The sequence below is a fragment of the Streptosporangium sp. NPDC050148 genome (assembly GCF_055586505.1).
The window spans coordinates 230,747-256,827 of record NZ_JBVJIA010000001.1; the positions used below are offsets into that span (position 1 = coordinate 230,747).

A 26,081-nucleotide genomic window follows, 5' to 3' on the forward strand; every position below is an offset into this window, starting at 1 on the left:
TCAGCTCCCGAGCCGTTCGACGAGGTGAACGGTGATCGTGTCACCGGCCTGTTTCCCCGTCGCCCGGCGCAGCGCGGCTGAGACCGGCAGCTTGTGGGTCCCGTCCCCCAGCGCCATGAACGAGCTACGGAACGGGTGCCCGTCCATGGTCCCGCGTACCTTGACCAGCCCCCGGGTGCCGAAGTACTCGGCCGAACCGGGCATCACCACGTAGGTCCACCCGCCCTCGGCGGGGCTCTTCCGCATGGTCGCGGTGAACCGCCTGTCCAGCGCTCCCGGGGCTTTCCCGTCGTTCATCTCCACGACTTTCCTCTCCACGTCCCTCGTCTCCACGTCCTTCATCTCCACGCCCCGACGATGACCGTGATCGCCACCAGCTTGAGCAGCCAATCCCCGGCGTGGACGGCGGCCAGCCGCCAGGGAACCCTCTCGTGCAGCACCGAGCCGGCCAGCAGCACGCAGGGGAAGCCGATCCACAACACGCCTGCCAGCGCGAGCGCACCGGGCCACCCGCTCACGCCCGCCTCGCGGGTGAGCCACGCGAGGACCACCGCGACCAGCGCGCCGCGGCCCAGCTCCGCCACCACCGTCCAGACCGGCGGCCGCTCCGCGGTGGCGTAGGCGCCGGACAGCCTCGCCAGCCGGGCACCGAAGGCCGCGTACCAGGCCGTGCTCAGCAGGAACGCCGTGACCGTGGCCACCGCGACCGCGAGGTGGTTCAGTTCTGTCACCTTTCGAACCTCCTTCGTCCAGGAGTCCTCGGCCGGAGGACTCTCAGGGGGGACGTCGGGGCCGGGCGACTATTCTCGACACGCCACACCAGAGAATTCCGGGGCGGGTACCTGTCGTGAAATACGTGATCCTGATCTACAGCAACCCGGAGTCCCGGCAGCTGTGGGACGAGTTCCCCGCCGAGCGGCGCCGTGAGGGGCTGGAGGCCTACGCCGCCCTCGACGAGGCGCTGGCCGCGACCGGCGAGCTGATCGTCTCGGAGGCCCTCGCGCCCCCGGCCACGGGCAGGCGGGTCCGCGTGGAGGCGGGGGTGACGACCTCGGCCGACGGCCCCTTCGCCGAGGTCAAGGAGGTCGTGGCCGGTTTCTACCTCGTCGAGTGCGACGGGCTCGACCGAGCGGTCGAGATCGCCGCCCGCGTCCCCGAGGCGGCCCTGGGCCTGGTCGAGGTCAGGCCGGTGACGGCGCTGTCCGGTTTCGGGGCATGAGCGACCACCTTCGCGACATGAGCGACCACGCCGGGTTCGCGTGGCAGTGGCGGCTGCGCGAGCTGGCCCCGCAGGTCCTCGGGGCGCTGGTGCGTCACCACGGAGGCTTCGACGCCTGCGAGGACGCGCTGCAGGAGGCCCTGCTGGCCGCGACGACCCAGTGGCCCGCCCAGGGGGTACCGGCCGACCCCAAGGCGTGGCTGATCACCGTCGCCTCCCGGCGGTTCATCGACCGGTACCGCAGCGACACCGCCCGCGCCGACCGGGAGCGCGCGCTCGCCGTCCTCGTGCCCGCCGATCCGGGGGCCGTCCCGGACGTCGACGACACCCTCACCCTGTTCCTGCTGTGCTGTCATCCCGCTCTCACCCGGCCGTCCCAGGTCGCCCTGACCCTGCGGGCGGTGGGCGGGCTGACCACCGCGGAGATCGCCCGCGGGCTCCTGGTGCCCGAGGCCACCGTGGCGCAGCGCATCAGCCGGGCCAAGCACCGCATCAGGACCTCCGGCGTACGGTTCCGGCCGCCCGGCGCCGCCGACCGCGCCGAGCGGATCCGGAGCGTCACGGAGGTCCTCTACCTGGTCTTCACCGAGGGGTCGACCGCCAGCTCCGGCCCCACGGTCGATCGGGCCGACCTCTCCGCCGAGGCGATCCGGCTGGCGCGCCGGCTCCACGCCCACGTGCCCGGCGACGGTGAGGTCACCGGGTTGCTGGCCCTCATGCTGCTCACCCAGGCGCGCGGGCCGGCCCGCAGCACCCCCTCCGGCGACCTCGTGCCCCTGCCCGAGCAGGACCGCGGCCTCTGGGACACCGCGATGATCGCCGAGGGGACCGCGCTGATCACCCACGCCCTGCGGACCGCGCCGATCGGCCCCTACCAGCTTCAGGCGGCCATCGCGGCCGTCCACGACGAGGCCGCCCGGCCCGAGGACACCGACTGGCGCCAGATCCTCGTCCTGTACGACCTCCTGACCCGGCTCGCCCCGGGCCCGATGGTCACGCTGAACCGGATCGTGGCCGTCGGCATGGCGCACGGCCCCGCCGCCGGGATCGAGGAGCTCCACGCCGCCCGGGGGGAGGCGGCCGTCGCCTCGCACTACCGGTTCGACGCGGTCCACGGCTACCTGCTCGACCTCGCCGGTGAGCACGAGGCCGCCCGTGCGTGCTACGCCCGGGCCGCCGCGCGCACCCTCAGCCTGCCCGAACAGCGCCACCTGCGGTCCCGCGCCACCGGCGGCCCGGCCCCCGGGAAGGACCGGTAGGCCCCGCCACCGCCACCGGCCCCGTCACCGTCACCGTCACCGTCACCGCCACCGGCTCCGTCACCGCCACCGGGACCGGTCAGGACGCGGTCGCGGCCTCGATCAGTTCCTGCAGCCGCAGCCCCCGGGCCGCGTCCAGCTCGCCCGCCCGGCCCGACCGTACGGCCGCGGCGAACTCGGCGCGCAGCACCGGCCAGCACTCCTCGTGGTCGATGCCCGCGGTGTCGAAGACCAGTTCCCCGGCCGGTCCGAACAGCTCGATCCTGGTACGCGCCCGGGGCAGCGGGACCGTACCGGACAGGGAGGCCTGGCTGACCGCGCCGTTGCCGTGCTCGCAGGTCAGCTCCACCCAGCGGCGCGGGTCGCCGGTCGCCCGGACGGCGGTGACGGGGCCGACGGCGGCGTCCAGCAGGTCCAGCAGGTGCGGGCCCAGGTCGAGCAGGGCCCCCCGCTCCAGCCGCCAGCCGGTGGCGGACTCCCCCCCGAGGAAGGCGCCGTGCAGGTAGCACGAGCGGGCCCCGGTCACCTCCAGGCCGGCCGCGCGGCGCAGGAACTCCCGCGTGGCCGGGTGGTAACGCTTGGTCAGCACCATCTGGGAGACGACCCCGGCGGAGGCGACGGCGTCGGCCACCGCGCGGGCCGACGCGAGGTCGGGCCCCAGCGGCTTGTCCAGCAGCAGGGCCCTGCCCGCGCGGGCCGCGCGTACGGCGAGCTCCGCCTGCACGGCGGGCGGGACGGCGAACGCGACGGCCTCGCACCGCTCGAACAGCTCCTGCGGCGTTCCGGCGACCGCTGCCCCGTACGGTTCGGCGACCTCGCGGGCCGCGGCGGGGCGGCGCGCCCAGACGGCGGCGAGCCGGGTCTGCGGCCCGGCGGCCAGCATCCGGGCGTGCATGGTCCGGGCCCACGGCCCGGCGCCGATCAGGCCGACCTCGACGGGAGGACCGGACCAGGCCGGGACGGCGGGCGCGCCGGCCGCGGGGCCGGGGGAGGGGGCGGTCACGGCCGGCTCCCGGGGAGTCCGGTGGGACGGGCCGCCGGGCGCGGCGGGGCGGGGGTCCTCATGCGTCGCTTCCGGTGGCCAGGTGGGGCGGGCGGGCGGCCAGGCGGGCGTCGGCCTGGCCGGGGGCGTACAGGTGCTCGACCACCATCGCGGCGATCCCGGCCAGCGCGGCGCGGTCGCCGAGGCCGGAGGTGACGACCTGAAGGTTGCGGGTGGCCCGGGGCAGCGCCCGCTGGTACAGCAGCTCGCGTACCCCGGTGACGAAGTGCGTCTCGGCCAGATCCCCGGCGATCATGAGGACGCCGGGGTTGAGCAGGGTGACGACGGTGACGAGCACCTCGCCGCAGCGCCGCCCGGCCTCGCGGGCCAGGCGTCCCGCGTCGGGGCTGCCCGCGTCGAGCAGGGCGCGGACGTCCGCGCCGGACTCGGCCGGCACGCCGAGGGCGGTGAGCTGCCCGGCCAGGGCACGTCCGCTGGCGACGGCGGCCAGGCAGCCGTACGAGCCGCACATGCAGCGCACGTCGGGCTGGTCGTGCAGGCGGATGTGGCCCAGGTCCCCGGCGCCGCCGTCGATGCCGCGGAAGATCCGCCCGTCCACGACGACGCCCGCGCCGATCCCGTTGGAGACCTTGACCAGCACGAACGCCGAGCAGTCCGGGAACGAGGCGCGCTGCTCGCCCAGCCCCATCAGGTTGGCGTCGTTGTCGACCAGGACCGGGACGGCCGCGTCCACACCGGCGCGCAGGTTCACCAGGGCCTGCATGCGCTCGGGGACCGGGTGGCCGTCCCAGCCGGGCATGACCGGTGGCCGCACCACCCTTCCCGTGGACGTGTCCACCGGCCCCGGCAGCGACAGGCCCACCCCGCAGACCGCCTCGGGAACGGTCCCGGTGGACTCCAGCAGGTCGGCGAACCAGACGGCCAGCCGGTCGAGGACCCGTTCGGGACCGTCCTCGATCGGCTGGCCGCCGGAGCGCTCGGCCAGCACGCCGCCGGCCAGGTCCAGGACGGCGGCGCGGGCGTGGGTGGTGTCCAGGTCGGCGGCGAGGACCACCGCGTGCCGGACGTCGAACTCCAGCAGGGTGGACGGGCGCCCCCCGGTCGAGTGGCTGCCCGGGACGGCGCGCAGCCAGCCCGCGGCGAAGAGCTGGTCCAGCCGCTGGCCGACCGTGGACCGGGACAGGCCGGTCACGCTCTGGAGCTCCCCCCGGGTCCGCGCCTGCCCGGTGCGGATCAGTTCCAGGAGATGACCTGCGGTGCTCCAGGGCGTTGCCATCCGGTACGTCTCTCCCAGCCTCAGCTCTTGTCCGCCCCGCTGGTGAGGCCCTCGGTGAGGAGCCGTTCGGCGGCGTAGAAAAGAAGTACCACGGGGATGGTCAGGATCACCGACCCGGCCATGAGAACCGTCTTGGGCACCTCGATGCCGTTGGCGAGCTGCTGCAGGCCCAGCGAGACCGTCCAGCTGTCGGGGACGGCCGCCAGGAACAGCAGGGCGAACAGGAACTCGTTCCAGGCGATCATGAAGACGTACAGGCCGGTCGCCATGAGCGAGGGCGCCGCGAGCGGCAGCACGATCCGGCGCACGGTCTGCAGCCGCGAGCAGCCGTCCAGCGCGGCGGCCTCCTCGACGCTTTTGGGGATGGTGACGAAGTAGTTCTTCAGCATGTAGATCGACACCGGCACGGTTTGCGCGATGTAGACGATGACCAGGCCGAACAGGCTGCCCTGCAGGCCCATCCGGGCGAACATCACGAACAGCGGGACCGCCAGCAGGGTGGCCGGGAACAGGTAGACGGCCAGGAACACCGCGCTGACCTGGCGCCCGCCGAAGAACCTCAGCCGGCTGACCGCGTAGGCGCCGGGGATCGACGCCAGCAGGGTCAGCGCCACGGTGGCCAGGGCGACGAGCGCGGAGTTGCCGAGCATCCTCAGAAAGCCCTGGCCGCCCTCCTCGACCGACTGCAGGACGTTCTGGTACGTGCTGAAGGTGAGCTCGGACAGGTTCACCCAGATGCGGCCCGGGTCGAGCAGCAGCTCGTCGATCGGCTTCACCGAGAGCACGAGCATGTAGTAGAAGGGGAACAGGGTGACGACCGCCAGGACGGCGATCACGATCCAGCGCAGGACGCCGAAGATCCTCTGTTCGGTCCGAGCGCGGCTCATGACGCCTCCTCCTGAACCCTCTTGGCGAAGAATGTGAAGTAGATGCCGAGCAGTACGGCGAGGATGACGGCCAGGACCAGGGCCTGGGCGGCCGCGGCCCCCACGTCGTAGCGGGCGGTGAGGAAGTCGTAGACCCGCACGGCGACGACGTCGGTGCCGGAGCCGCCGCCGGTGAGCAGGTAGACGTCGTCGAACTTGTTGAACGTCATGATGAACCGCAGCACCGACAGCAGCGCGATCACCGGCATCAGCTGGGGCAGCAGGATGTAGCGGAAGCGCTGGGTGTGCGTGGCGCCGTCCACGGTGGCGGCCTCCTCCAGCCCGACCGGCACGGCCTGGAGCCGGGCCAGCAGGAACAGGAACGCGAACGGGAAGTAGCGCCAGATCTCGAAGGCGATGACGGTGAGCAGCGCGAGCGGGATCTCCACCTGCCAGCCGAGGACGGAGATCTCGTGGGAGCGGGTCGACAGGAAGGCCAGCGGCTCGTCCCAGCCGAACAGCGTGGTGCCCCACTGGTTGACGATGCCGAACTGCGGGCTGAGCGCGATCTCCCAGACGAACGTGACGGCCACCACGGGCGCGACGTAGGGCAGCAGCATCGAGCCGCGGAACAGGGCCCGGCCGCGGAAGGGACGCCGCAACGCGAGGGCCGCGACCAGCCCGATCAGGATCGAGCCGACGGTGCTGCCGATCGTGTAGACCAGGGTGGTCCACAGCGAGGTCCAGAAACCGGGCGAGGTGAAGACCTGGACGAAGTTGTCCAGGGTCCAGTTGGACAGCAGTCCCATGCCCTGGATGTCGACCAGCCGCGCGCGCTGGAAGGCGAGCAGCACGGTCCAGGCGATGGGCAGGATGACCACGAACGCGACCACCAGGACGGTGGGGGAGACGAAGGCCATTCCGGCCCGGTTCTCACGCTGGGCCAGGGTGAGGAGTCTGCGCGACCCGGGCCGCGGCTCCGGGTCCGGGGCGGGGGACGGGCGCTGCTCGGCGTCTTGCACGGTGCTCATCGCGGCTTCCTAGGGGGACAGGGCCGGGGACGGCTCACTGGAGGGACTTCTGCAGGGCCCTGACTTCCTCGGCGGCCTCCTTGGCGGCCTCGCCGGGGGAGATCTGGCCGGAGGTCATGGCGCCGACCGCCTTGGGGATGGGCAGCTCGCCGATCGTGGCGCCGACCAGCGCGCCCTGACCCTCGGTGATGCCCCAGCGCTTCATGTCGCTGACACCGGCGGCGAGCGCGTCGAGGAGCTCGGCGGAGAAGACCTCCTCCATGGGCTTCTTGGTGTCGACGCCGATGTCGCTGGCCCGCCAGGCCTTGCGGTATTTCTCGGGCTCCTCGGCGGTGCCGTTGCGGACCGGGATCTTGCCCTCGGCGGCCATGCCGAACCAGTCCTCGTACCCGCCGCTCATCATGTACGACACGAACCTCTCCGCGGCCGCGGTCTCGGCGTTCCGGGTGACCACCCAGGAGGAGATCTCCCCGAACTGCGCGGGCTGCGCGCCGGCCGAGCCCTTCAGGGCCGTGACGATCCCGCTGTTCTCGGACAGGAACTGCGGGTCGGGGCCGCACTGCCGGCAGCTGGGCAGCGCGTCGGCGCGCAGGCCGGCCAGCTCGTCCAGCAGGAAGGTGGACCAGACGATCATCGAGGACTGGCCGGCGAAGTAGGTGGCGCGGGTGGAGTCCACGCTCTGGGTGCCGGGAGCGCCGTAGTCGGCGGCGAGCCGGTGGTAGGTCGTGAAGGCCTGGACACACTGCGGGCTGTCCAGGCCGATCCGGCCGTCGGCGCCGACGAGGCGGCAGTCGTTGGCGAGCGCCAGGTCCTCGAAGCTCTGCTGGGTGAAGACGTCGCTCGGGTCGGTGGCGAGCGACATGCCGCTGTTGCCGGGGGCGTTCAGGGCCTGGGCGGCCTTGAGCATGGCGTCGTAGGAGTCGGGGACGGCGAGCCCGGCCTTGGCGAACAGGTCCTTGCGGTAGACGAGGATCTGCATCCAGGCGTCGCTGGGAACGCTGAGCCGGGTCGACCTGTCGCCGGTCAGCGTCAGCGCGTTGGGGTTGAAGGTCCCGGCGCCGAGCCCCTGGACGATCCTGCCCGCGGCGGCGGTGTCGAGCAGGCCGTTGGTGTACATCTGCCAGACCGGGGCGAGCGGGACGCTGCCGATGACGTCGGGCAGGGTCCCCGCGGCGGCCGCGGACATGATCAGCTGGGGGAGCTGGCCCTCGTCGATCCCGACCAGCTCGACCTGGACGCCGGTCTCCTGCTGGAACGCCGCGACGATCTTCTTGGTCACTTCCATGCGCGGGGTGAGGTTCTCCAGGCTCCAGACCGTGATCCGGTTGTCCGGAGCGCCCCTGCCCTGGGCGCCGCAGCCGGACACCAGTCCCGCCGCCAGCGTGACGGCCACGCAGGCCGCCACCGCTCTCGCCCTTCCCGTCCACCCTCGCATGGATCTTCCTAACTGCCGCCGCGTGTTACGTACGCGTTGCATCAGAGCACCACTTCTGTCTGTTAACAAGACCTAAGCTTGGTATATCTTCGACATAAATAAGCATCATCTGCGTAACGCTCACCCCAAAAGCGACCTCCCGGAGCCCCCTGTGGTACGCGTCGTCCAGTTCACCGGTCCCCGCCAGGTGGAGATCGCCACCGGCGAATCCGCCCCCCTCCCCCCCGGCCACCTGCGTGTCCGGACCTGCTACTCGGGCATCTCCGCGGGCACCGAGCTCACCGCCTACCGGGGCACCAACCCGTACCTGACGCGCTCCTGGAGTCCCGAGACACGCCTCTTCCGCGATGCCGGAGGTGGGATCTCCTACCCGGTCGCGGGTTGGGGATACTCCGAGGTGGGCGAGATATGTGAGATCTCCCCGGAATTAGTGGACACGCCCGGAATACCCCAGCCCGGCGACATGGTGTGGGGCGTGTGGGGCCACCGCAGCGAGGGCGTCGTCCCCGCCGCCCTGCTGAGCGGCCACCGCCTCCCCGCGGGGCTGTCCCCGCTCGCCGGCGCCTTCGCCCGGGTCGGGGCCATCGCCTACAACGCCGTCCTCGCCGGCGACATCCACGTCGGCGAGGAGGTCGCCGTCTTCGGCCAGGGCGTGCTCGGCCTGCTCGTCACCCGGCTGGCGGAGCTGAACGGCGCCCGCGTCACCGCCGTCGACACCCTCGGCTCCCGCCTGGCCAAGGCCAGGGAGTACGGCGCCCTGCGCACCCTGAACCCGCGCGCCGACGCCGTCGCCGAGCGGATCCGCGAGGCCACCGGCGGGCGCGGCGCCGACGTCGCCATCGAGATCAGCGGCGCCTACCCGGCCCTGCACGAGGCCGTGCGCTCGGTCACCGTGGGCGGGCGCGTCGTCGCCTCGGGCTTCTACCAGGGCGACGGCGCGGGCCTGCGGCTGGGCGAGGAGTTCCACCACAACCGCGTGCAGCTCGTCTCCTCGCAGATCGGCGGGGTGCCGCCGCAGCTCGCCGGGCGCTGGACCGTGGACCGGCTCCAGCAGACCTTCCTGCGCCTGGTCGCCGACGGTCTCGTCGACGTGAAGTCCCTGGTGAGCCACGTCATACCGGCCGCCGACGCGGCCGAGGCCTACGTCCTGCTGGATGAGCGTCCCGCCGACGCGCTCCAGGTCGTCCTGGAGTTCTGAGAGGACCTCGACCAATGTTCAGCATCGCCTGCCAGGAGCAGCTGCTTCCCGGCGAGACACTGCAGCGCAAGTGGGAGTTCGCGTGCGGCGCCGGATACGACGCCATCGAACTGCGCGGCAAGGGCGGTCACGCCTTCCGCGACCGGCTCCCCGAACTGCGTGCCGCCCGCGCCGACGGCGTCGTCATGCCGACCGTATGCGTGGACATGCCGCACTTTTTCGGCGCCTTCGACGCCGACCTGCGCCGCGACGCCGTCGAGCAGATGAAGTCCCAGCTCTCGGTCATCGCCGAGCTCGGCGGCCTCGGCGCCCAGACCCCCGCCTCCTACGGCATGTTCTCGCGCCGGCTGCCCCCGTTCGACCCGCCGCGCGACGAGGAGGAGGACCGCGAGATCCTGCTGAAGGGCCTGGCCGAGCTGGGCGAGCACGCCCGCGACGAGGGCGTCACGCTCTTCCTCGAACCGCTCAACCGCTACGAGGACCACATGGTCAACCGGCTGGAACAGGCCGCCGAGCTGATCCGCGCCGTCGGCCTGGACTCGGTCCGCATCGGCATCGACAGCTACCACATGAACATCGAGGAGGCCGACCCCGCCGCGGCCGTCCTGGCCGCCGGGCCCCTGATCGGCCACGCCCAGGTCAGCGACTCCAACCGGCTCCAGCCCGGCGCCGGGCACCTGGACTGGCCCGCCTGGCTGGGCGCGCTGGACGCCATCGGCTACGACGGCCACCTGGCCGTCGAGTGCCGGCTCGCAGGGGACCCGGCCGAGGCCGTGCGCGCGATCCCGTCCTTTCTGCGCCGGGCGATCCCGTCGCTCTCGCAGCGGGTGGCCGGATGACCACGATCCTGGAGACGCCCCCTCCCGGCGGGGGCCGGTGGACGCCCCTGCGCCAGGCCGCCACCCACGTCCTGCTCGACAACTGGACCGGGGCGGCGACCGTCCCCTCGCGCGCGCTGTACCCGCACCAGTGGAGCTGGGACTCGGCGTTCATCGCCATCGGGCTGCGCCACGTCGCCCCGCGCCGCGCCCAGCGCGAGCTGGAGACGCTGCTGGGCGCGCAGTGGGACGACGGCCGCATCCCGCACATCGTCTTCAACCCCGCCGTGCCGCTCGACGCCTACTTCCCCAGCCCCGACTTCTGGCGCTCCTCCACCGCGGGCCGGGCCGCAGGCGCCCCCCGCGCCGTCCAGACCTCCGGCATCGTCCAGCCGCCCGTGCACGCGCTGGCAGCCTGGCAGGTGCACCTCGCCGACCCCGCCGAGTCGCGGCGCCGCGGCTTCCTGCCGCGGATCTACCCGCGCCTGGCCGCCTGGCACCGCTACCTGGCCACCCGGCGGGACCTGGGCGGCGGCGGCCTGGCCGCGGTCGTGCACCCCTGGGAGCCCGGCCTGGACAACAGCCCGTACTGGGACGCGGCCCTGGCCAGGGTCGAACCCGCGCCACCGCACTCCTTCCGCAGGGCCGACCTCGCCCACGGCTCGCCCTCCGACCGCCCCACCGACCTGGACTACGCGCGGTACGTGCGCCTGGCAGGCGTCTACCGCGACCACGACTACGACGACGCGCGCACCCCGCACGCCTTCGCCGTCGAGGACCCCTGCTTCAACGCGCTGCTCATCGCCTCCGAGCACGCGCTCGCCGCGATCGCCCGGACGATCGGCGCGGATCCGGCGGACGCGCGGGCGCACCTGCGCCGCGCCGAGGAGACGACCGCCGCCCTCGTCGACCGGCTCTGGGACCCGGCCGCGGGCGTCTTCGGCGCCCGCGACCTGCTGACGGGCGAACCCATCGGCGGGTACGGCGTGTCCGGGCTCGTCCCCCTGATCGTCCCCGGCCTGCCCGCGCGGGTGACGGCGGCCCTGCTGCGCACCGCCCACGGGCCGCGCTTCCGCCTCGGCCAGGTGCACCTGGTGCCCAGCTACGACCTGACCGCGGAGGAGTTCGACGGCAACCGCTACTGGCGCGGGCCCAGCTGGTTCAACACGGCCTGGCTGATCCACCGCGGCCTGGTCCGGCAGGGCCGGGCAGGGTCGGCCCGCGTCCTGCGCACGCAGATCCTGACCGCGGCGGGCAGCACCGGGTTCGCCGAGTACCTGGAGCCGTACACGGGGCAGGGGCGCGGCATCCGGCGCTTCGCCTGGACCGCGGCCCTGGCCCTGGACCTGCTGCACTCCGGCGACCGGGACGTCGACCAAGACGTCGACGAGTGGGACGTCGACCGGGACGTCGAGGAGCAGGACACCGGCGGCGACGGGGCGTCGACGACGCGCGGGGGAGCGGGGGCGGCGCGGTGACGGCCGGCCGGCTGCTCGTCGGCGGCGGCACGTTCGCCGCGGTGACCGACCGCGGGGACGTCCACGGCACCCGGGGCGCCTCGACGGACGGACTGTTCGTCCGCGACGCCCGGCACCTGAGCCGATGGTCGCTCACCGTGAACGGAGCCACGCCCACCCTGCTGACCTCCTCCGGCGAGGAGTGCGTACTGACCCCGCCCGGCACCCGCGACCTGCCCCCCGCCTGCACCCTGTTCCGGCGGCAGGCGGTGGCCCCGGGTGCCCTCACCGAACGGCTCCGGCTGGTGAACAACCGGGGCGAACCCACCGTCGTGGAGCTCGAACTCCATGTCGACGCCGACTTCGCCGACCAGTTCGAGCTCCGCGCCGACGACCGCGCCTATCCCAGGCCCGACGTGCACCGCGCGGTGCACGACACCCCGGACGGTCTCGTCTTCCACCACCGGCGCGGCGAGAACTGGTCCTCGCGCACCACGGTCACCACCTCACCCCGGCCGCACCGCATCGGCGTCCCCGACACCACCGGAGGCGGCCACGGGGGCGCCACCGGCGGCACCGCCCGGCAGGGCACCGGGGACGGTCAGGGAAGCGAGGCCGGTGCCGACGGTCACGAGGGCGGTCACGAGGGCGGGAAGGGCGGCGACGGTACCGGGGGTGGTGGCACGGCCCGCGTGCTGGCCTGGCGGTTCGAGCTGCCCGCCCACGGCACGGCCGAGCTCGCGCTCACCGCGCTGGCCGCCCCGCACGGCCTGCCGGAGCCGTCCCCGCCCGGATCCCCCGGCGACGTACGGCAGCGGATCCGGGCCGACACCGGCGACTTCGTGAACGCCCACCCGCGCCCGCGCGACCTCACCGTCTGGGAGGAGCTGGCCCGCGCCTGCGAGCAGGGCCTGACCGACCTGGCGCGACTGCGCATCCCCGTCACGGGCCCCGACGGCGAGGCGCTGCGGGCACCCGCGGCCGGAATCCCCTGGTTCCTCTGCCTGTTCGGCCGCGACGCGCTGCTGACCTCGCTCTTCGCGCTGCCCTACCGGCCCGCCCTGGCCGCGGACACGCTGCTCGCGCTGGCCGCCGTCCAGGGAACGCGGGACGACCCGTCCCGCCTGGAGCAGCCGGGCAGGATCGTGCACGAGGTACGGCACGGCGAGCTCGCGCACTTCCGGCAGGTCCCCTACGGCCGCTACTACGGCAGCATCGACGCCACCCCGCTCTTCCTGGTGCTGCTGGAGGCGCACGCCTCGGCCACCGGCGATGCGTCGCTCGCCCTGCGCCTTGAGCCGCAGGCCCGCGCCGCGGTGGAGTGGATGTTCCGCGACGGCGGCCTCGGCGAGGACGGCTACCTCCGCTACACCTCCGACGCGGCGGGCGGCGGCCTGGTCAACCAGAACTGGAAGGACTCGGCCGGCGCCGTCTGCTTCCCCGACGGCCGCCAGGCCGAGGGCGCCCTGGCCGTCTGCGAGGTGCAGGGGTACGCCTACGACGCCCTGGTCCGCACGGCACGGCTCGCCCGTACGCTGTGGAAGGACGCCTCCGAGGCGGATCGCCTGGAACGGGCCGCGGCCGACCTGCGGGCCCGCTTCCACCGCGACTTCTGGATGCCCGAGCACGGCTTCCCCGCCCTCGCCCTGGACGGCCGGGACCGCCGGGTCGACACGCTCGCCTCCGACGCCGGCCACCTGCTCTGGTCCGGCATCCTGGACCCGGACCAGGAACGGGCGGTGGGCATGCGGCTGCTGCGGCCGGACTTCTTCTCCGGGTTCGGCATCCGTACGCTCGCCTCGGGCCAGGCCCCCTACCACCCGCTCTCCTACCACCGGGGGAGCATCTGGCCGCACGACAACGCCGTCATCGCGCTCGGCCTGGCCCGCTGCGGCCTCGCCGAACAGGCCGGCATCGTCGCCCGCGGCCTGATCCTCGCCGCGGCCCTGCACGACTGGCGCCTGCCGGAGGTCCTGGCCGGGTACGGCCTCGACGAGCACCCGGTCCCGGTGCCCTACCCGCACGCCTCATCGCCGCAGGCCTGGGCGGCGGCGACCCCGCTCGCGCTGCTGACCGCACTGCGCGCCACCGGCGAGGACGTCTGATCCGGCCTGCTCCCCGTTCCGGTCCTCTCAGAACGCGCCGGTCTTGATGCTGGTGACGAGGGACGTCCACGTGGCGGGGGTGAGGAGCAGTTTGGGGCCGTCGGGGTTCTTGCTGTCGCGTACGGCGACCAGGCCGGGCAGGTTGGTGGCCACCTCGACGCACTGACCACCACTGTCTCCGGAACGCGACGACTTCTGCCACACCGCGTTGCTCGGGTCCATTCCTGCCTCACATCCTCGATCATTCTGAGGGACATGTGCTCAGGGTAGGCCCAGAGTCGTATCGCCTCATAGCGCTTCCATGCCGTTGTCACAGAAGCAAGATCGGTCATGATCTGCCCTTCCGCCGATGATTCTGCATGAACGGCACCCGGCTGCCCGTCTGGAAGTTCGGCGATCGTGAAGGCGCCCATCAGGCCCGTGAGGCATTCCGGACTAACGATTTGGATGTAAACGGTCGGCCTGTGAGCGATCTTGAGTAAATGACTGAGCTGTTCGTACATCACCTCGTCTCCACCGACCTTGCGCCGCAAGACGTTCGCGTCGACGAGCGCAATGAGGATGGGAGGATTTTCTCGACTCAGAACCCACTGCCGGTTCATACGAGCTTGGACCCGTTCTTCCACCTCGTCGGGGGTGATCTGTGGTGCTTGAGCGAAGATATGCCGAGCATAGGACTCCGTCTGGAGAAGTCCTGGGATGAGGAGAGGGTCCCAGGACCGTAGGGCGAGAGCGGCCGGCTCGATCTCCTCGACCCAGCTCTGGAACCAGATCGGTCCGCCGGGCTGGGCGAGGATACGTTCCCGAAGACGGGTGAAGGCGTTGCCGCCGGCCGTCTTGAACAGCAGATCCAGCCTCTCGGCATCGGACTTCGACGGGGTGCGGCTGGCGCCTTCCAAACGGCTGATCTGCGTCTGCGTGCACCCCAGCCGGGCGGCCACGGAGGACTGCGAGAGCTGCGCGGCCTCCCGCAACCGGCGCATCTCGGCACCGAACCGCACACGGGGAGACCCGGGGTCGAGAGACGGCACCTCGTCCATCGCATTTCCTCCCGAATTAGAAAAAGTGGACATTTCTTTGGTCGGCATCGCGGAATTCAGTGGACATGCCGACGGCTGTCATAGCCTGTGTTGACCTGGATTACCAAACCAGTCGCCGACCAACTACTGGGAAGGCATTCTAAGCGCAGGATTCTCACTACGGCGCCTCAATGGAGAAATGAGCGTATGACCTTCCCAAGTGAACAGAACAACTCACGGATGAATATGACGCCGCTTTTTCGCGCCTGAGCCACGAACATCGGAAACCGCTCACATGGTGGGTCGGTGACCATGGCCCCGCCACCTCTCAGGGGTGCGCGCTTCACACTGGATGACGTTCTCGATCCGAGGCCGCCGACATGACCGGCGCGGGACGATTCCGTCACCCGAATGGACGGATCGACTCAGACGGCCACCATCGGTGACAGACGGATATGGAAAGGATGTGGCGGCGACGCGCCGGGTGGGTAAGGATTGACACATCCCAGCTTCCGCTGCCCTTGGAGGTTCTAAATGCGCTTCACCCGGTCGCTTGCCGTCGGCCTGATGCTGATGATGGCGACCTCGGGGTGTTCCTCCGAGCGCTCCCTGAAGGATGCGGCAGCGGAGTTGCAGAAGGACGTGCGACGCCTGGAGACCGATGACGTCTTCAAAAATCCGCTCATGAATCTACGCATCGTGCAGCGTCCAGACAAGGATCTTCCCTGTGGGGGAGAGAAAGTTAAGCGAGTATTGCGGGCAACGGCTGACGAGGAACATGCTGACGAATCACAGGACTCTCGTCTGGATAAAGCCCAAAGAGTTATGGAGAACACTCTGTCCCGAATCCTCGGTTACAAAGTGGAGTACGATATCAGCCAGGCAGATGCTCAAGAGGGGCGGTTCATTCATGGGAGTAAGGAGGTGGGTGTTGTAGTAAATATTTACGTGGCACCGGAGGCTCCGACTTGGCGGATACACGCACAGACCGCCTGTTTGCCGCGATGAGAGAGATGCCAGTGTCAGTTCTGAATCTTCAGTAAATTCTCAGCCAGATCGCTGGTTTGGAACCGCGAAGAGTGCTCGGCTTTTTTGTCGAGGTCTGCGTTGCCGTCCATCCAGTTTTCGTAAGCATTCAATTTTTCCTTAAGCACCTGTTCCCACTTCTTGTCGTCAGCGGCTCCTTTCTTAGCCTCGATCGCAAGTTGTTCGTATGTCTTGAGGGCTCCAGTTTTCGTGTTGAGAAGTTCGGCGGGAGGCTCACTTGCCGGGTAGCCGCCACTGTGAAGAAGGTAAGCCATCTCATACTTCATACGTTTAGACAGGTCAGCTCGGCTGTCCGTGGCCGCTTCGACCTGCGTTTCGAAACTATCGGCCCAGAAGTCTGATGCGGTGCTGACGATGTAAGCCTGGGTCAGCTCCCAGCCGACTTCGGCGACCGGCTGCACGACGGCTACCCCACCAAGCATGAAGCCAAAAGTATTTTTAACGAAGTCGCGGGCCAAGTCGGCGACGGCGTCTTCTTCGCCGAGTACGTCTTTTGCCGCCTTGAATGAGATGCTGCTGAAATCGCCGAACATCATTGCAATATCGCGGAAGTAGTCAGTGTTGCCCTGCGCGTCTAGGCGGGCAGCGGCCAGCAAGGTTTCATGACGGAGCTTCGCCACTGTCGAGTCGAACGCGTCGGCGGTCTTGTTTTCACCGATAAAGGTTTTCATGAATTGATAGGTGTCGCCGGAACTGAGATAGAACGCGGGGGTCACCCCGGGGAAGGCTTCCCAATGTTTGGGAATCTGCATACCAGAGACGCGGTCGGCGGCTCTGTCGAAGCGTCCGCCCGAGACCATCTCATGGACGTACGACTGTGCGATCACCCCCATGGAGCCCTTCGCGGGTTTCGGCAGGTCGGCGCCGAAGGCGGCGGCTGCACGGATGGCGTCGAAGGCGAAGGCGGCAGCGGCCGGACTGTGCTGACCGGCCTTCTCGGTCGTGGCCTCGGTTCCCGACTCCATCGCCCGGCCGAAGGCGTCGGCCACCTCGTCCCCCGTGCCCACCCCCTTGGCGTAATTGAGAAACAGCTTCATTGTGTCGACCTGGCTGAGCGTGGTGTCTTTGTCGCCCATTGCGGAGAAAGCGTTCCGGACCGCCGCGCCGTCTCCGGCCAGCACCTCCAAACCCATGGCGACCAGATCGTCAGGAAGGCCGTACTCCTTACTGCCGAGGGATCCGGCGCGCCAGTCCTGTCCGGGTTTCTTCGCGAACTCGTCAAGAACCAGGGAACGGGCCGCCGCGCTGCGGACGGAGGAGGGGGCGTTGGCGCGGCTGAGCAGCGCGAGTCGGTTCCACGCGGTGACCTTGCCTTCAACCGGTTTCACGAGGTCGTTCCTGACCTTGGCGAACGCCGGGACGAGGGAAGGAGCGCGCAGTGCCGCTCCGAGAGCCTTGCTGAAAGCGCCCAGGTCCTGCTTGGCGGTCTTACTGCCGGTGGCCGCGATGATGCTGGGCAGTGCGTCCCGGACCTTGGGCGACAGCAGGGCGAAGAAAGCGGCGGCGGCCTGGGGGTTGTCGGCGAGCTGGGCGATCTCGTCGGCGTGCTCGTGGATGAGCGCGGCCTGAAGCTCACCGCCGTGGTGCACGAGGATGTCCTCGCCGTACATGGAGGCCAGGCCCCGGGCGACCTCGAAGCCCTTCAGCTCGTCGGGAAGGCGGACGAGCCCCTGCCCGCCGGCCGCCATGGAGGCCGTGCCGCCCGCCCCGCCGAGCTCCGGGGCGCCGGCGCCCAGGGTCCTGATCAGGTCGATCCGGCCGTGCAGCATGGAGACCTGCGTCCCGGCCCAGTCGGCGATGTCGGCGATCTCCCGCAGCGCGGGGGTGGCGATCCCGTACCGGCCGAGCTTCTCGTCGAACTCCCTGCTGAACGCGGTCAGCCGGTCGGCCGCGCCGCGCAGGGAGGTGGCGAGCTCGCCCATACCCTCGGGGTCGATGCCGCAGAACTCGGAGGCGGAGGCCATGGAGCGTTCCCCTTCGCGGTCGTGACGGTCACGTGCGTCCGGCCATCTCCCGGCGCATGGCGTTCGCCTCGCTCTCGGTCACCAGCGGAGGCTGGCGGCGCAGCTCCTCCTCGACCGCGTCCACCACGTTCTGGGCGAGCCGTCCCAGCCGGTGGTGCCGGTCCTCCAGCTCGGTGGTCCAGGTGGCGGCCGTCGGCCCCGTCCACACCTTTCCCGACCGCATCGCCGAGGAGGCGCGCTGGTACGCCTGCCGAACCTCGTGAGCCCTGTCCTCGGCCTCGACGAGCAATTGTCTCAGCCGCTCACGCCGGGGATTGGGCACCATCCGCTCGGCCACGCCACCCCCGTTCCTTTACAGGACCCCGCGATGAAGGAAAAAGTCGCATACCACAGTAGGTATTGATCGTCTGAGTCGGCAAGTCCCGTACCCGCTCGGTATCGCGCTTTCCCGCCGCGGACATGGCCGTACACGGCAAAGAGACTGATATTTCGGTCATTCCTCTTATGGCAGAGCACCACTTCCCACGACGGCATCGGAGTAACGGATGTCACTATTCGAAGAGCACATCGAAGCGCTGGAAATCGCCGCCAAAGCCCTGGCGTGGATGGGTTTCATCGCCGTTGTCGTATTGCTCTTCGCCGGTCATGTGAGCGTGCCCCTGGCCGTCGCGGCCGGCGCCGTCCTGGTCTCCCGCGTCATCCTGTACGAGTTCCGGGAGATCCGGGCGTGCCGGGACCGGGAGAGCGCGGGGGAAGCGGAACTACGCCGTGAGCAGCGGCGCGAGCATCGCGAGCGAGAACTGCGTCTCAAGATCCTGCGCTTGCAGCGGCCTGAGCGGTGACCGCGCACCGTCCCGGCGGCGCACGCGCACGAGACCCGCCATGCCGTCACCACCGTGCCGACCACCGACGCGGGGGTCCACGTGCGGCGTCATACGCGGGACGGCGCGTCCACGCCGTCGACGCGGCGGCGTCTTCCCACAGATGGTGAGCGCTACGGTGAAAATGTCGGGGCATCCTGGTAGAAGTTGGCCATGGCTGTGAGTGTCGGTGAGTTCCTGGAGATGCTGAACGAGCTGCCCGAGGTCGTGCAGAGCGACGGTGGTGAGTGGGTCTCCCTGAAGGTGCACGGGAAGGGCTTCGGCTACCTGTGGGAGAAGACGGCGACGGTCGGGCTCAAGGCGACGATCCAGGAGCAGGTCGCGCTGGTCGCGGAGCGGCCGGAGGTGTTCGAGGCCCAGTTCACGGCGGGCCAGTTCGGCTGGGTCGTGGTGCACCTCGCGAAGATCGAGGCGGATGAGCTGTTCGAGCTCGTCACCGAGGCCTGGTGCCTGACGGCGCCCAAGCGGCTGGTCGACGCGCACGAGGCCGGGTCGCCCCTGCTGCGGTGACGGGCGACGCCCGAGATCATGACGGCCCGCTCGGCGGCGTCATGAGGACGACAGGGGCATGAGGGCGACGGCGTCATGGGGACGACAGGCCGACCGCCAGGTGGTGGCACTGTCGCCGCGGGAAGAGGACGGGCCCGCCCCTCGCGTCCGGCATGGACGTCCGGGGGCGGGGACGTCCCGGGCACGGACGTCCTGGGCAGGGGCGTCCGGGCAGGGGCGTCCGGGCAGGGGCGTCCGGGCGGGGACGGCGCGCGAGCGCGGGCGGTGATGCACCGCGCCGGGCACGCCGTCCTGCAGCGCGAAGCCGCGACCCTTTCTTGTGATTTCTCCGTTTTTTCCGAGGGCGGGGCCCTTCGACGATGTGATATTACTTTGTAAAGGCGCACGTGTTCCGAACTCGGCACCGCCATAGTGGTCGCCGTCGTGCGCCGCCCCGGGAGACGGGCCGTCCTCCGGCCTCCGTCAGTTGTCGATCCCTCCGGCCGGTCCGCGTCCCGGAGTGATGCCGTCACTGATGCCGTCGCTGATGTTGCCGGTGCCGCTTCCCGTACCGCTCGCGCCCCCGCCCGCCGTACCTCGGCGGGCACCGCTGCCGGTGCCCTGGCGGGCGCCGTCGCCGTCCTGGCCGCGCCTGGCACGGCACCTGTCCGGGTTCTTCTTCTTCCTGCACGGCTTCTGGGCGGAGACCTGGGCGGAGGAGTCGGCCGCGGCCACGGTGCCCGCGGCGGTGAACGTGGCCGGCAGGGTGACGGGCGCGACGAGGGCGGAGGCCGCCATCGCCCCGGCCGCGAGAACGTTGCTGAGTCTGGTCATGGCGGACCACCCCATGTCGAATCGGTGGCGCCCCGGGCGATGCCCGAGCCTGCGGAGCGCCGTACCGGCATCGAGGGTGACGCGGGTACGGCGCGGGACCTGTCTCCACGGTAGGCACGCGAGCCCGCCCGGGTCGGCCATCGGACCCCAAAGCCTCGGGAGGGCGGGATTACCCGTCGGTAGCGGAGCGGAGCGACCGGTCACGCTCAGTCACCGTGTCCTGCCGGAACGCGTCCGTCGGAAGGTCTCCGCGGGGGAGCGGACCACAAAGCTCCCATAGATCCGGAAGCGAGGCGGCTCCGCGGGAGGGTCTCCCGTACCTTCCGCCCCTGTCTTTCGGTGCGTCGTCCCAGGTCCGTCAGCCGCGAAGGCCGTCGTCGGCCTTCCTGCCGGCGGCCGGTGTTGACGGACACCTTCTTCGCTCCTATGGTTCATTACAAGAGTAATGAACCAGCTAAGCGGGTGTTCATGTTCGATGATCAAAGTCCCATCTATCGGCAGATCGCCGATCGCATCAAGACCGAGGTGTTGAACGGGACGCTGAGCGGCGGCGACCAGGTCATGTCGACCAACCGGTACGCCGCCTTCTACCGGATCAACCCCGCCACGGCGGCCAAGGCGTTCCAGCAGCTGGTCGACGAGGGCGTTCTCTACAAGAAACGAGGCATCGGCATGTTCGTCAGTCCGGACGCCCGGGAGGCGCTCAGGACCCAGCGGCGGGAGAGCTTCTTCGCCGAGGTGGTCGCACCGATGGTGGCCGAGGCGAAAGTGATCGGCATCCCCCTGACCGACATCGTGAAGCGGATCAACGAGCTGGAGGAGCACGCATGAACATCGTGGCCGACGGACTGAGAGTGGACTACGGAACCGTCAGGGCGGTCGACGACGTCACGTTCTCCCTCGACGGCGGCAAGATATACGGCCTCCTGGGACGCAACGGATCGGGCAAGACCAGCCTGCTGTCGGTGCTGGCCGCCTTCCGCAGGCAGTCGGGGGGCACGGTACGGGTCGGAGGGCGGCCCGTGTTCGAGAACGCGGACGTCACCCGCGACATCTGCCTGATCCGCGACGCGGGCGAGACGGTCGACATCGGCACCGCCGCGGACGCGCTCGACTTCGCCGAGTGGCTCCGCCCGAACTGGGACGCGGAGTACGCCCACGCGCTGATGGACCGGTTCAAGCTGAAGCGGAACGCGAACGTCAAGGCCATGTCCAAAGGGCAGCGGTCGGCGCTGGGGGTGGTGGTGGGGCTGGCCTCGCGGGCGCCGCTGACCATGTTCGACGAGTCCTACATCGGGATGGACGCCCCCTCCCGCTACGCCTTCTACGACGCCCTGCTCGCCGACTACATGGAGCATCCGCGCACGATCATCCTCTCCACCCACCTGATCGGAGAGGTCAGCTCGCTGTTCGAGGAGGTCCTGATCATCAATCAGGGCAGGCTGCTCCTGCACGAGCGGAGCGAGACCCTGCTCGCGCGGGGCACCTCGGTCACCGGGCCGGTGGCCGCGGTCGACGCCTTCACCACCGGGCTGACGGTGCTGAACACCGACCGGCTGGGCCCGACCAAGGTGGCCATGGTCTACGGCGACCTCGACGAGACCTCGCGCCGCAAGGCCGCCGAGGCCGGGCTCGAACTCGGCCCGATCGCCATGCAGGACCTGTTCGTCCGCCTCACCGACCCCGACCCCGCCGCCCTCACCACCCCCGTCCCCACCGAGCCCGCCGGAGAGGTCCGATGAGATTCCCGAGCCGCCTTCTGGGCGCCCCCCTGATCTACACCGCCTTCATGTGGGCGGGGTTCTACGTACTGGTCGCGCTGATCACGATCGGTGTGGCGATCTTCGGAACGCTGAGGATCAGCGGGTGGGAGGTCGCCACGCAGATCCCCCGCTGGCTGGCCCTGTTCATCGGCGTCTCGCTGATCAGGGAGTTCCTCCCGCTCTACATCGCGCACGGGCAGACCCGCAGGGAGTTCGGCGCGCAGGCCGCGGTCACCGTCGTGCTGTACGCGCCCGCGTTCTCCGCCCTGATCACCCTGGGCTACCTGCTGGAGGCGCTGCTGTACAACCTGCTCGGCCGGCCGCAGACGCTGACGGGCGTCCACCTGTTCTCCTCACCGACACAGGTGCCGCTGGTCTTCGCCGAGTACCTCGTCCAGGGGATGACCTGGATGGTCGCCGGGGTGCTCATGGCGGCGGCGTTCTACCGCTGGCAGGCCGCCGGGATGCTCTCCCTGCCGTTCGGCATCGCGCTGGTCGCGCTGGGGGAGTCGGCCATCGGAGGGAACCTGCGGCTGCCGTTCTTCACCTCGGCGCTGGACTTCGACCTCGCGCCGAGCGTCCCGATGGCCCTGGGCGTCGGCCTCGGCTGCCTCCTGGTCGGCCTGGCGCTCACCTGGCCGATCATCCGCGACGTCCCGCTCCGCAACAGGGTCTCCTGAACGCGGGCCGCCTCCCGTGGGCCTTCGCGCCGGTCCGTTCTCAGGACCGGCGCAGCAGCCCGACCCCGACGTAGCCGTCCACGCCCGGGAGCTGGGGAAGCCGGGGGTGCTCCGCCTCCGGACGCCAGTCGTCGGTGGAGACCAGGCCGGGTTCCACCAGGTCGAAGCCGTCGAAGAAACGCATGATCTCCTCATGCGAGCGGGGCGTCGCGGAACCCGCGGAGGTCTTGGTGTAGAGCGCGCGGCCCTCGCGGACCTTGTCCTCGGGAAGGTCGCCGAAGGACAGGTGGCTGATCGCCACGCAGCTGCCGGGGGCGAGGCGGTCGCGCAACGTCGTGACGATCCGCTCGGCCACGTCGTTCTCCGGGATGAAGTGCAGGACGGCCAGCATGAGCAGGCCCACCGGCCGGCCGAAGTCGATGTGGTCGTTGACCTCGGGGTCGTCGAGGATGGCCAGGGGCTCCCTCAGGTCGCCGTTCAGGACGATGGTCTGCCCGTTGTCGGCCAGCAGGGCGCGTCCGTGGGTGAGCACGATGGGATCGTTGTCGATGTAGACGACGCGGGAATCGGGCGCCAGGCCCAGCGCCACCTGGTGCACGTTCTCCTGCGTGGGAAGCCCTGCGCCGATGTCGAGGAACTGGCGGACGCCCGCCTCGGTCATGAACCGCACGGCCCTGCGGAGGAAGCGCCGGTTGGCCCGGACCCCCTCCTTGGCGTTGGGGGTGATCTCGAGCAGCCTCTCGGCCGCCGTACGGTCGGAGACGAAGTTGTCCTTACCGCCGAGAAGGTAGTCGTATATCCGGGCGACGCTCGGAACGTTGGGGTCGATCTCCACCGGCACGTGCGTCATGTGCGTCCATCCCATGCTCAATGCGTCACTCGTTGATCTTAAGGTAACGGATGAAGCGGGTGATGTTGCCACAAGGGACCAAAGCGGAACGAAGCAGGCGACCACCCGCGGGCCGAGCAGCCGGTCCCGTGCTGCAGGGATAACCCGAAACCATCACGGAGGCGCTCCCGGTGGTGCCGGACGGCCCGCAGGCCGATCGTGGACAGGGTGATCGAAGCCTATGAACTGACCAAACGGTACGGCGCCCGGGCCGTGGTCGAGGACCTGTCCTTCACCGTCCGGGCCGGCCGGGTCACCGGTTTCCTCGGGCCCAACGGGGCGGGGAAGTCCACCACCATGCGGCTCATCCTCGGCCTGGACCGTCCCGACTCCGGCCGGGCGACCATCTCCGGCCGCCCCTACCGCGAACTGGACACGCCCCTGCGCGCCGTCGGCGCCCTCCTCGACGCCAAGGCCGTCCACCCCGGCCGCAGCGCCTACGACCACCTGCTCCATCTCGCCCGGTCGCAGGCACTGCCGCGCACCCGGGTCCAGGAGGTCCTGGAGCTCGTCGGGCTCGGCCAGGTGGCGCGCAGGCGCACGGGCGGATTCTCCCTCGGCATGGGACAGCGGCTCGGCGTCGCCGCCGCCCTGCTCGGCGACCCCGAGGTCCTCGTCCTGGACGAGCCGGTCAACGGCCTCGACCCGGAGGGGGTCGTCTGGATCAGGGAGCTGATGAGGAGGATGGCCGCCGAGGGCCGCACGGTCTTCGTCTCCAGCCACCTGATGAACGAGATGGCCGTCACCGCCGACCACGTGATCGTGATCGGCCGGGGCAGGGTCATCGCCGACTGCGGCGTGGACGAGCTCGTCAGGCGCGATCCCAGGAGGTCGGTGCTGGTCCGCACCCCCGACGCCGGGCGGCTCGGCGCGCTGATCACCGCCGCGGGCGGCGAGGTGGGCACCGGCGAGGACGGGGCGCTCACGGTGGCCGGCATGGAGGCCCACCGGATCGGCGAGCTGGCCCTGGACGCCCGGATCGTCGTGCACGAGCTCACCCCCAGGCGCGCCTCGCTGGAGGACGCCTTCATGGAACTCACCAGGGACAGCGTCGAGTACGCGGACGCCGACAGGAGCCGGTCATGACCGCGAGCACCCCGTCCACCACGCCCGCCCGGCCCACCGGCCCTGCCAGGTCAGCCGTGCCCGTCGCGCGTGCCGGGTTCGTCCACCTGATGGCCTCGGAGTGGACGAAGATCCGCTCCGTCAGGTCCACCGTCTGGTCGCTGGCCGTCATGGTCGTGCTCACCGTCGGCTTCACCGTGCTGATGGCCTCGACAACGGTGATGAACTGGGCGACGGCATCACCGGCCCGGCAGCGGCAGATGGTGGGCGACCCGCTCGCGCTGCTCGTCCAGCCCGGCGTCTCCTTCGCCCAGCTCGCGGTCTGCGTCCTCGGCGTGATGGTGATCACCGGCGAGTACTCCACCGGGGCGATCAGGTCGAGCCTGCTGGCGGTGCCGGGCCGCGTCCCGATGCTCGCCGCCAAGGCCGCCGTCCTCGGCCTGCTGGTCCTCGCGGTCACCGAGCTGATCGTCGTGCCGTCGTTCCTGGTCGGGGCCGCGATCCTCGGCGAGCGGGTGGACGTCTCCCTCACCGACCCCGAGGTGCTCCGCGCGGTGGCGGGCGCCGGTCTCTACCTGGCCCTGCAGGCGCTGTTCGCGCTCGCGATCGGCGCGCTGCTGCGGCACACGGCCGCTGCGATCACCTGCGTCCTGGCCCTGGTGCTGGTGGTGCCCAACCTCCTCCTCATGCTGCCCGGCGAGGCGGGCAGGACGATCCACTCCCTCTTCCCCACCGTGGCGGGCCGGGCGGTCCTCGCCGGAGACGCCCAGCAGGTCGTGTCCCTCTCCCCCTGGGCGGGGCTCGGCGTCCTCGCGCTGTGGACCGCCGCGCTGCTGGCACTGGCGGCCCACCTGCTCAGGCGGCGCGACGCCTGAGCAGGGCCGGGGGGCTCGTAGGTCCCGGGCGTGGTGGCGACGCGTTCCTCGTCCCGCCACTTCCCGGACCGGGAGGGGAAGACCCGTCCCTGGAAAAATCGTTCGCGGGCGACGATTCCGCGCCGTGGCGGGAGTCCTGTCCATGACCGTTCCCAACGACCACCGTGAGGACTCCCGTGACCCACGACAGGACACCGTCCGACAGGACCGCTCCGGAGCCGAAGCCCGGTTCCCGCCGCGCGTCCGGCGTCTGGCCGCTGGTCCACGCCGAGCGGGCGGCCCTGGCGGCCGACCTGGCGGAGCTGACCGACGAGCGGTGGGCGACGCCGTCACTGTGCACCGGGCTGACCGTACGCGAGGTGCTGGCGCACCTCACCTCGGGGGCGAGCCTCACCCCGCTGCGGTGGATGGCGGGCGTGATCCGCTGCCGGTTCGACTTCGACAGGCAGAACGCCATGCGGCTCGCCGAGGAGCTGGGCGCGACCGGGGCCGAGACGCACGACAGGTTCCGCCGCGTCGTCACGAGCACCACCAAGCCTCCCATCCCGGTCATCGCGATGCTGGGTGAGACGATCCTGCACGCGGAGGACATCCGGCGGCCACTGGGCATCCGCCGCGACTACCCGATCGGGACCCTCACCCGGCTGGCCGAGTACTACCGGGGCAGCGATTTCGTCGTCCTCGCCAAGGGACGGATCACCGGCCTGCGGCTCGTCGCCGACGACGGCCCCTTCGCGACCGGCTCCGGTCCGCTGGTGTCCGGCACCACCCTGGCGCTCACGATGGCCATGACCGGGCGCACGGCGTACTGCGACGACCTCCACGGGGACGGCGTCGCGATCCTGCGCGAGCGCGGTGAGATGAGATGAGATGACCGGGCGCCTGCCACCCGGACGCCACCGACGGGT

Annotated in this window: 27 protein-coding genes and 1 pseudogene; 15 read left to right on the forward strand and 13 right to left on the reverse strand. The window is 70.7% G+C overall.

Annotated features, from left to right (window positions below; translation table 11 throughout):
* Positions 1-342: a DUF1905 domain-containing protein gene (locus tag ACZ6RT_RS01015; protein WP_470151869.1), complete on the reverse strand. Its 342-nt coding sequence runs from the start codon at positions 340-342 to the stop codon at positions 1-3.
* Positions 339-731 carry a DUF1761 domain-containing protein gene (locus ACZ6RT_RS01020; RefSeq protein WP_470151678.1) on the reverse strand — a complete coding sequence of 131 codons (393 nt, stop codon included), beginning with the start codon at positions 729-731 and terminating at the stop codon, positions 339-341. The genes ACZ6RT_RS01015 and ACZ6RT_RS01020 overlap by 4 nt, the downstream gene beginning before the upstream one ends.
* Positions 732-847: 116 nt before the next feature.
* Here ACZ6RT_RS01020 and ACZ6RT_RS01025 point away from each other — a divergent pair, with 116 nt between their 5' ends.
* Both ACZ6RT_RS01025 and ACZ6RT_RS01030 read left to right on the forward strand, forming a co-directional pair.
* Complete coding sequence (locus ACZ6RT_RS01025; protein WP_399186962.1) at positions 848-1,219, forward strand: YciI family protein; 372 nt, start codon at positions 848-850, stop codon at positions 1,217-1,219.
* A complete protein-coding gene (locus tag ACZ6RT_RS01030; RefSeq protein WP_470151680.1) occupies positions 1,216-2,478 on the forward strand; it encodes an RNA polymerase sigma factor in 1,263 nt (420 codons plus the stop codon). Before ACZ6RT_RS01025 ends, ACZ6RT_RS01030 begins: the two co-directional genes overlap by 4 nt.
* 79 nt (positions 2,479-2,557) lie before the next feature.
* Here the strand turns inward: ACZ6RT_RS01030 and ACZ6RT_RS01035 are convergent, their stop codons facing one another.
* From ACZ6RT_RS01035 to ACZ6RT_RS01055, 5 genes are read right to left on the reverse strand one after another with little or no spacing between them, the layout of a single operon-like run.
* On the reverse strand, positions 2,558-3,481 hold the full coding sequence (locus tag ACZ6RT_RS01035) for a Gfo/Idh/MocA family protein (RefSeq protein WP_470151682.1): 924 nt from the start codon (positions 3,479-3,481) through the stop codon (positions 2,558-2,560).
* Positions 3,482-3,539: 58 nt separating this feature from the next.
* Positions 3,540-4,757: an ROK family transcriptional regulator gene (locus ACZ6RT_RS01040; protein WP_399186959.1), complete on the reverse strand. Its 1,218-nt coding sequence runs from the start codon at positions 4,755-4,757 to the stop codon at positions 3,540-3,542.
* Between the two features lie 20 nt (positions 4,758-4,777).
* Positions 4,778-5,644 (reverse strand): carbohydrate ABC transporter permease, encoded by an 867-nt coding sequence (locus tag ACZ6RT_RS01045; RefSeq protein WP_399186958.1) that lies wholly within the window; start codon positions 5,642-5,644, stop codon positions 4,778-4,780.
* On the reverse strand, positions 5,641-6,654 hold the full coding sequence (locus tag ACZ6RT_RS01050; protein WP_399186957.1) for a carbohydrate ABC transporter permease: 1,014 nt from the start codon (positions 6,652-6,654) through the stop codon (positions 5,641-5,643). The genes ACZ6RT_RS01045 and ACZ6RT_RS01050 overlap by 4 nt, the downstream gene beginning before the upstream one ends.
* A gap of 34 nt (positions 6,655-6,688) precedes the next feature.
* Complete coding sequence (locus tag ACZ6RT_RS01055; RefSeq protein WP_470151685.1) at positions 6,689-8,089, reverse strand: ABC transporter substrate-binding protein; 1,401 nt, start codon at positions 8,087-8,089, stop codon at positions 6,689-6,691.
* A 151-nt stretch (positions 8,090-8,240) separates the two neighbouring features.
* Between ACZ6RT_RS01055 and ACZ6RT_RS01060 the strand changes: the two genes are divergently transcribed.
* From ACZ6RT_RS01060 to ACZ6RT_RS01075, 4 genes are read left to right on the forward strand one after another with little or no spacing between them, the layout of a single operon-like run.
* On the forward strand, positions 8,241-9,287 hold the full coding sequence (locus ACZ6RT_RS01060) for a zinc-dependent alcohol dehydrogenase (protein WP_470151687.1): 1,047 nt from the start codon (positions 8,241-8,243) through the stop codon (positions 9,285-9,287).
* A gap of 14 nt (positions 9,288-9,301) precedes the next feature.
* Positions 9,302-10,126, forward strand: a complete 825-nt coding sequence (locus ACZ6RT_RS01065) for a TIM barrel protein (RefSeq protein WP_470151689.1) — start codon at positions 9,302-9,304, stop codon at positions 10,124-10,126.
* Positions 10,123-11,583 carry an MGH1-like glycoside hydrolase domain-containing protein gene (locus ACZ6RT_RS01070; RefSeq protein WP_470151691.1) on the forward strand — a complete coding sequence of 487 codons (1,461 nt, stop codon included), beginning with the start codon at positions 10,123-10,125 and terminating at the stop codon, positions 11,581-11,583. Before ACZ6RT_RS01065 ends, ACZ6RT_RS01070 begins: the two co-directional genes overlap by 4 nt.
* Complete coding sequence (locus tag ACZ6RT_RS01075; protein ID WP_470151693.1) at positions 11,580-13,667, forward strand: amylo-alpha-1,6-glucosidase; 2,088 nt, start codon at positions 11,580-11,582, stop codon at positions 13,665-13,667. The genes ACZ6RT_RS01070 and ACZ6RT_RS01075 overlap by 4 nt, the downstream gene beginning before the upstream one ends.
* Before the next feature lie 27 nt (positions 13,668-13,694).
* Here the strand turns inward: ACZ6RT_RS01075 and ACZ6RT_RS01080 are convergent, their stop codons facing one another.
* A complete protein-coding gene (locus tag ACZ6RT_RS01080) occupies positions 13,695-13,889 on the reverse strand; it encodes a DUF397 domain-containing protein (RefSeq protein WP_470151695.1) in 195 nt (64 codons plus the stop codon).
* Positions 13,890-13,963: 74 nt separating this feature from the next.
* Positions 13,964-14,755: pseudogene (locus ACZ6RT_RS01085) on the reverse strand (helix-turn-helix domain-containing protein); the annotation flags it as partial.
* A 465-nt stretch (positions 14,756-15,220) separates the two neighbouring features.
* Here ACZ6RT_RS01085 and ACZ6RT_RS01090 point away from each other — a divergent pair.
* Positions 15,221-15,694 (forward strand): hypothetical protein, encoded by a 474-nt coding sequence (locus tag ACZ6RT_RS01090; protein ID WP_470151697.1) that lies wholly within the window; start codon positions 15,221-15,223, stop codon positions 15,692-15,694.
* A 14-nt stretch (positions 15,695-15,708) separates the two neighbouring features.
* On the opposite strand, the gene ACZ6RT_RS01095 is transcribed toward ACZ6RT_RS01090, so the two are convergent.
* Together ACZ6RT_RS01095 and ACZ6RT_RS01100 are read right to left on the reverse strand one after the other, a co-directional pair.
* Positions 15,709-17,697: a hypothetical protein gene (locus ACZ6RT_RS01095; RefSeq protein ID WP_470151699.1), complete on the reverse strand. Its 1,989-nt coding sequence runs from the start codon at positions 17,695-17,697 to the stop codon at positions 15,709-15,711.
* 28 nt (positions 17,698-17,725) lie between these two features.
* A complete protein-coding gene (locus ACZ6RT_RS01100) occupies positions 17,726-18,034 on the reverse strand; it encodes a hypothetical protein (protein ID WP_344898078.1) in 309 nt (102 codons plus the stop codon).
* 208 nt (positions 18,035-18,242) lie between these two features.
* Here ACZ6RT_RS01100 and ACZ6RT_RS01105 point away from each other — a divergent pair, with 208 nt between their 5' ends.
* On the forward strand, positions 18,243-18,539 hold the full coding sequence (locus ACZ6RT_RS01105) for a hypothetical protein (RefSeq protein WP_470151702.1): 297 nt from the start codon (positions 18,243-18,245) through the stop codon (positions 18,537-18,539).
* A gap of 192 nt (positions 18,540-18,731) precedes the next feature.
* Entirely contained in the window at positions 18,732-19,088 is a 357-nt protein-coding gene (locus ACZ6RT_RS01110; protein ID WP_399186948.1) for an MmcQ/YjbR family DNA-binding protein, read from the forward strand.
* Between the two features lie 462 nt (positions 19,089-19,550).
* Here the strand turns inward: ACZ6RT_RS01110 and ACZ6RT_RS01115 are convergent, their stop codons facing one another.
* Complete coding sequence (locus ACZ6RT_RS01115) at positions 19,551-19,901, reverse strand: hypothetical protein (RefSeq protein ID WP_399186947.1); 351 nt, start codon at positions 19,899-19,901, stop codon at positions 19,551-19,553.
* Between the two features lie 468 nt (positions 19,902-20,369).
* Here ACZ6RT_RS01115 and ACZ6RT_RS01120 point away from each other — a divergent pair, with 468 nt between their 5' ends.
* Genes ACZ6RT_RS01120 through ACZ6RT_RS01130 form a run of 3 tightly spaced genes read left to right on the forward strand, consistent with a single transcriptional unit; the run spans position 20,370 to position 22,344 of the window.
* Positions 20,370-20,732, forward strand: a complete 363-nt coding sequence (locus tag ACZ6RT_RS01120; RefSeq protein ID WP_399186946.1) for a GntR family transcriptional regulator — start codon at positions 20,370-20,372, stop codon at positions 20,730-20,732.
* On the forward strand, positions 20,729-21,643 hold the full coding sequence (locus tag ACZ6RT_RS01125; protein ID WP_399186945.1) for an ATP-binding cassette domain-containing protein: 915 nt from the start codon (positions 20,729-20,731) through the stop codon (positions 21,641-21,643). The genes ACZ6RT_RS01120 and ACZ6RT_RS01125 overlap by 4 nt, the downstream gene beginning before the upstream one ends.
* Positions 21,640-22,344: a hypothetical protein gene (locus tag ACZ6RT_RS01130; protein WP_399186944.1), complete on the forward strand. Its 705-nt coding sequence runs from the start codon at positions 21,640-21,642 to the stop codon at positions 22,342-22,344. The genes ACZ6RT_RS01125 and ACZ6RT_RS01130 overlap by 4 nt, the downstream gene beginning before the upstream one ends.
* A gap of 40 nt (positions 22,345-22,384) precedes the next feature.
* Here the strand turns inward: ACZ6RT_RS01130 and ACZ6RT_RS01135 are convergent, their stop codons facing one another.
* The gene (locus tag ACZ6RT_RS01135) at positions 22,385-23,194 is read right to left on the reverse strand and encodes an SAM-dependent methyltransferase (RefSeq protein WP_399186943.1); all 810 of its coding nucleotides are present in this window, start codon (positions 23,192-23,194) and stop codon (positions 22,385-22,387) included.
* Between the two features lie 207 nt (positions 23,195-23,401).
* On the opposite strand from ACZ6RT_RS01135, the gene ACZ6RT_RS01140 reads away from it, so the two are divergent.
* From ACZ6RT_RS01140 to ACZ6RT_RS01150, 3 genes are all read left to right on the forward strand, one after another.
* Positions 23,402-24,319, forward strand: a complete 918-nt coding sequence (locus ACZ6RT_RS01140; protein ID WP_470151706.1) for an ATP-binding cassette domain-containing protein — start codon at positions 23,402-23,404, stop codon at positions 24,317-24,319.
* Positions 24,316-25,173, forward strand: a complete 858-nt coding sequence (locus ACZ6RT_RS01145; protein WP_470151708.1) for an ABC transporter permease subunit — start codon at positions 24,316-24,318, stop codon at positions 25,171-25,173. Before ACZ6RT_RS01140 ends, ACZ6RT_RS01145 begins: the two co-directional genes overlap by 4 nt.
* 257 nt (positions 25,174-25,430) lie before the next feature.
* Complete coding sequence (locus tag ACZ6RT_RS01150) at positions 25,431-26,042, forward strand: maleylpyruvate isomerase family mycothiol-dependent enzyme (protein ID WP_399187164.1); 612 nt, start codon at positions 25,431-25,433, stop codon at positions 26,040-26,042.
* The last annotated feature ends 39 nt before the right edge of the window (positions 26,043-26,081 follow it).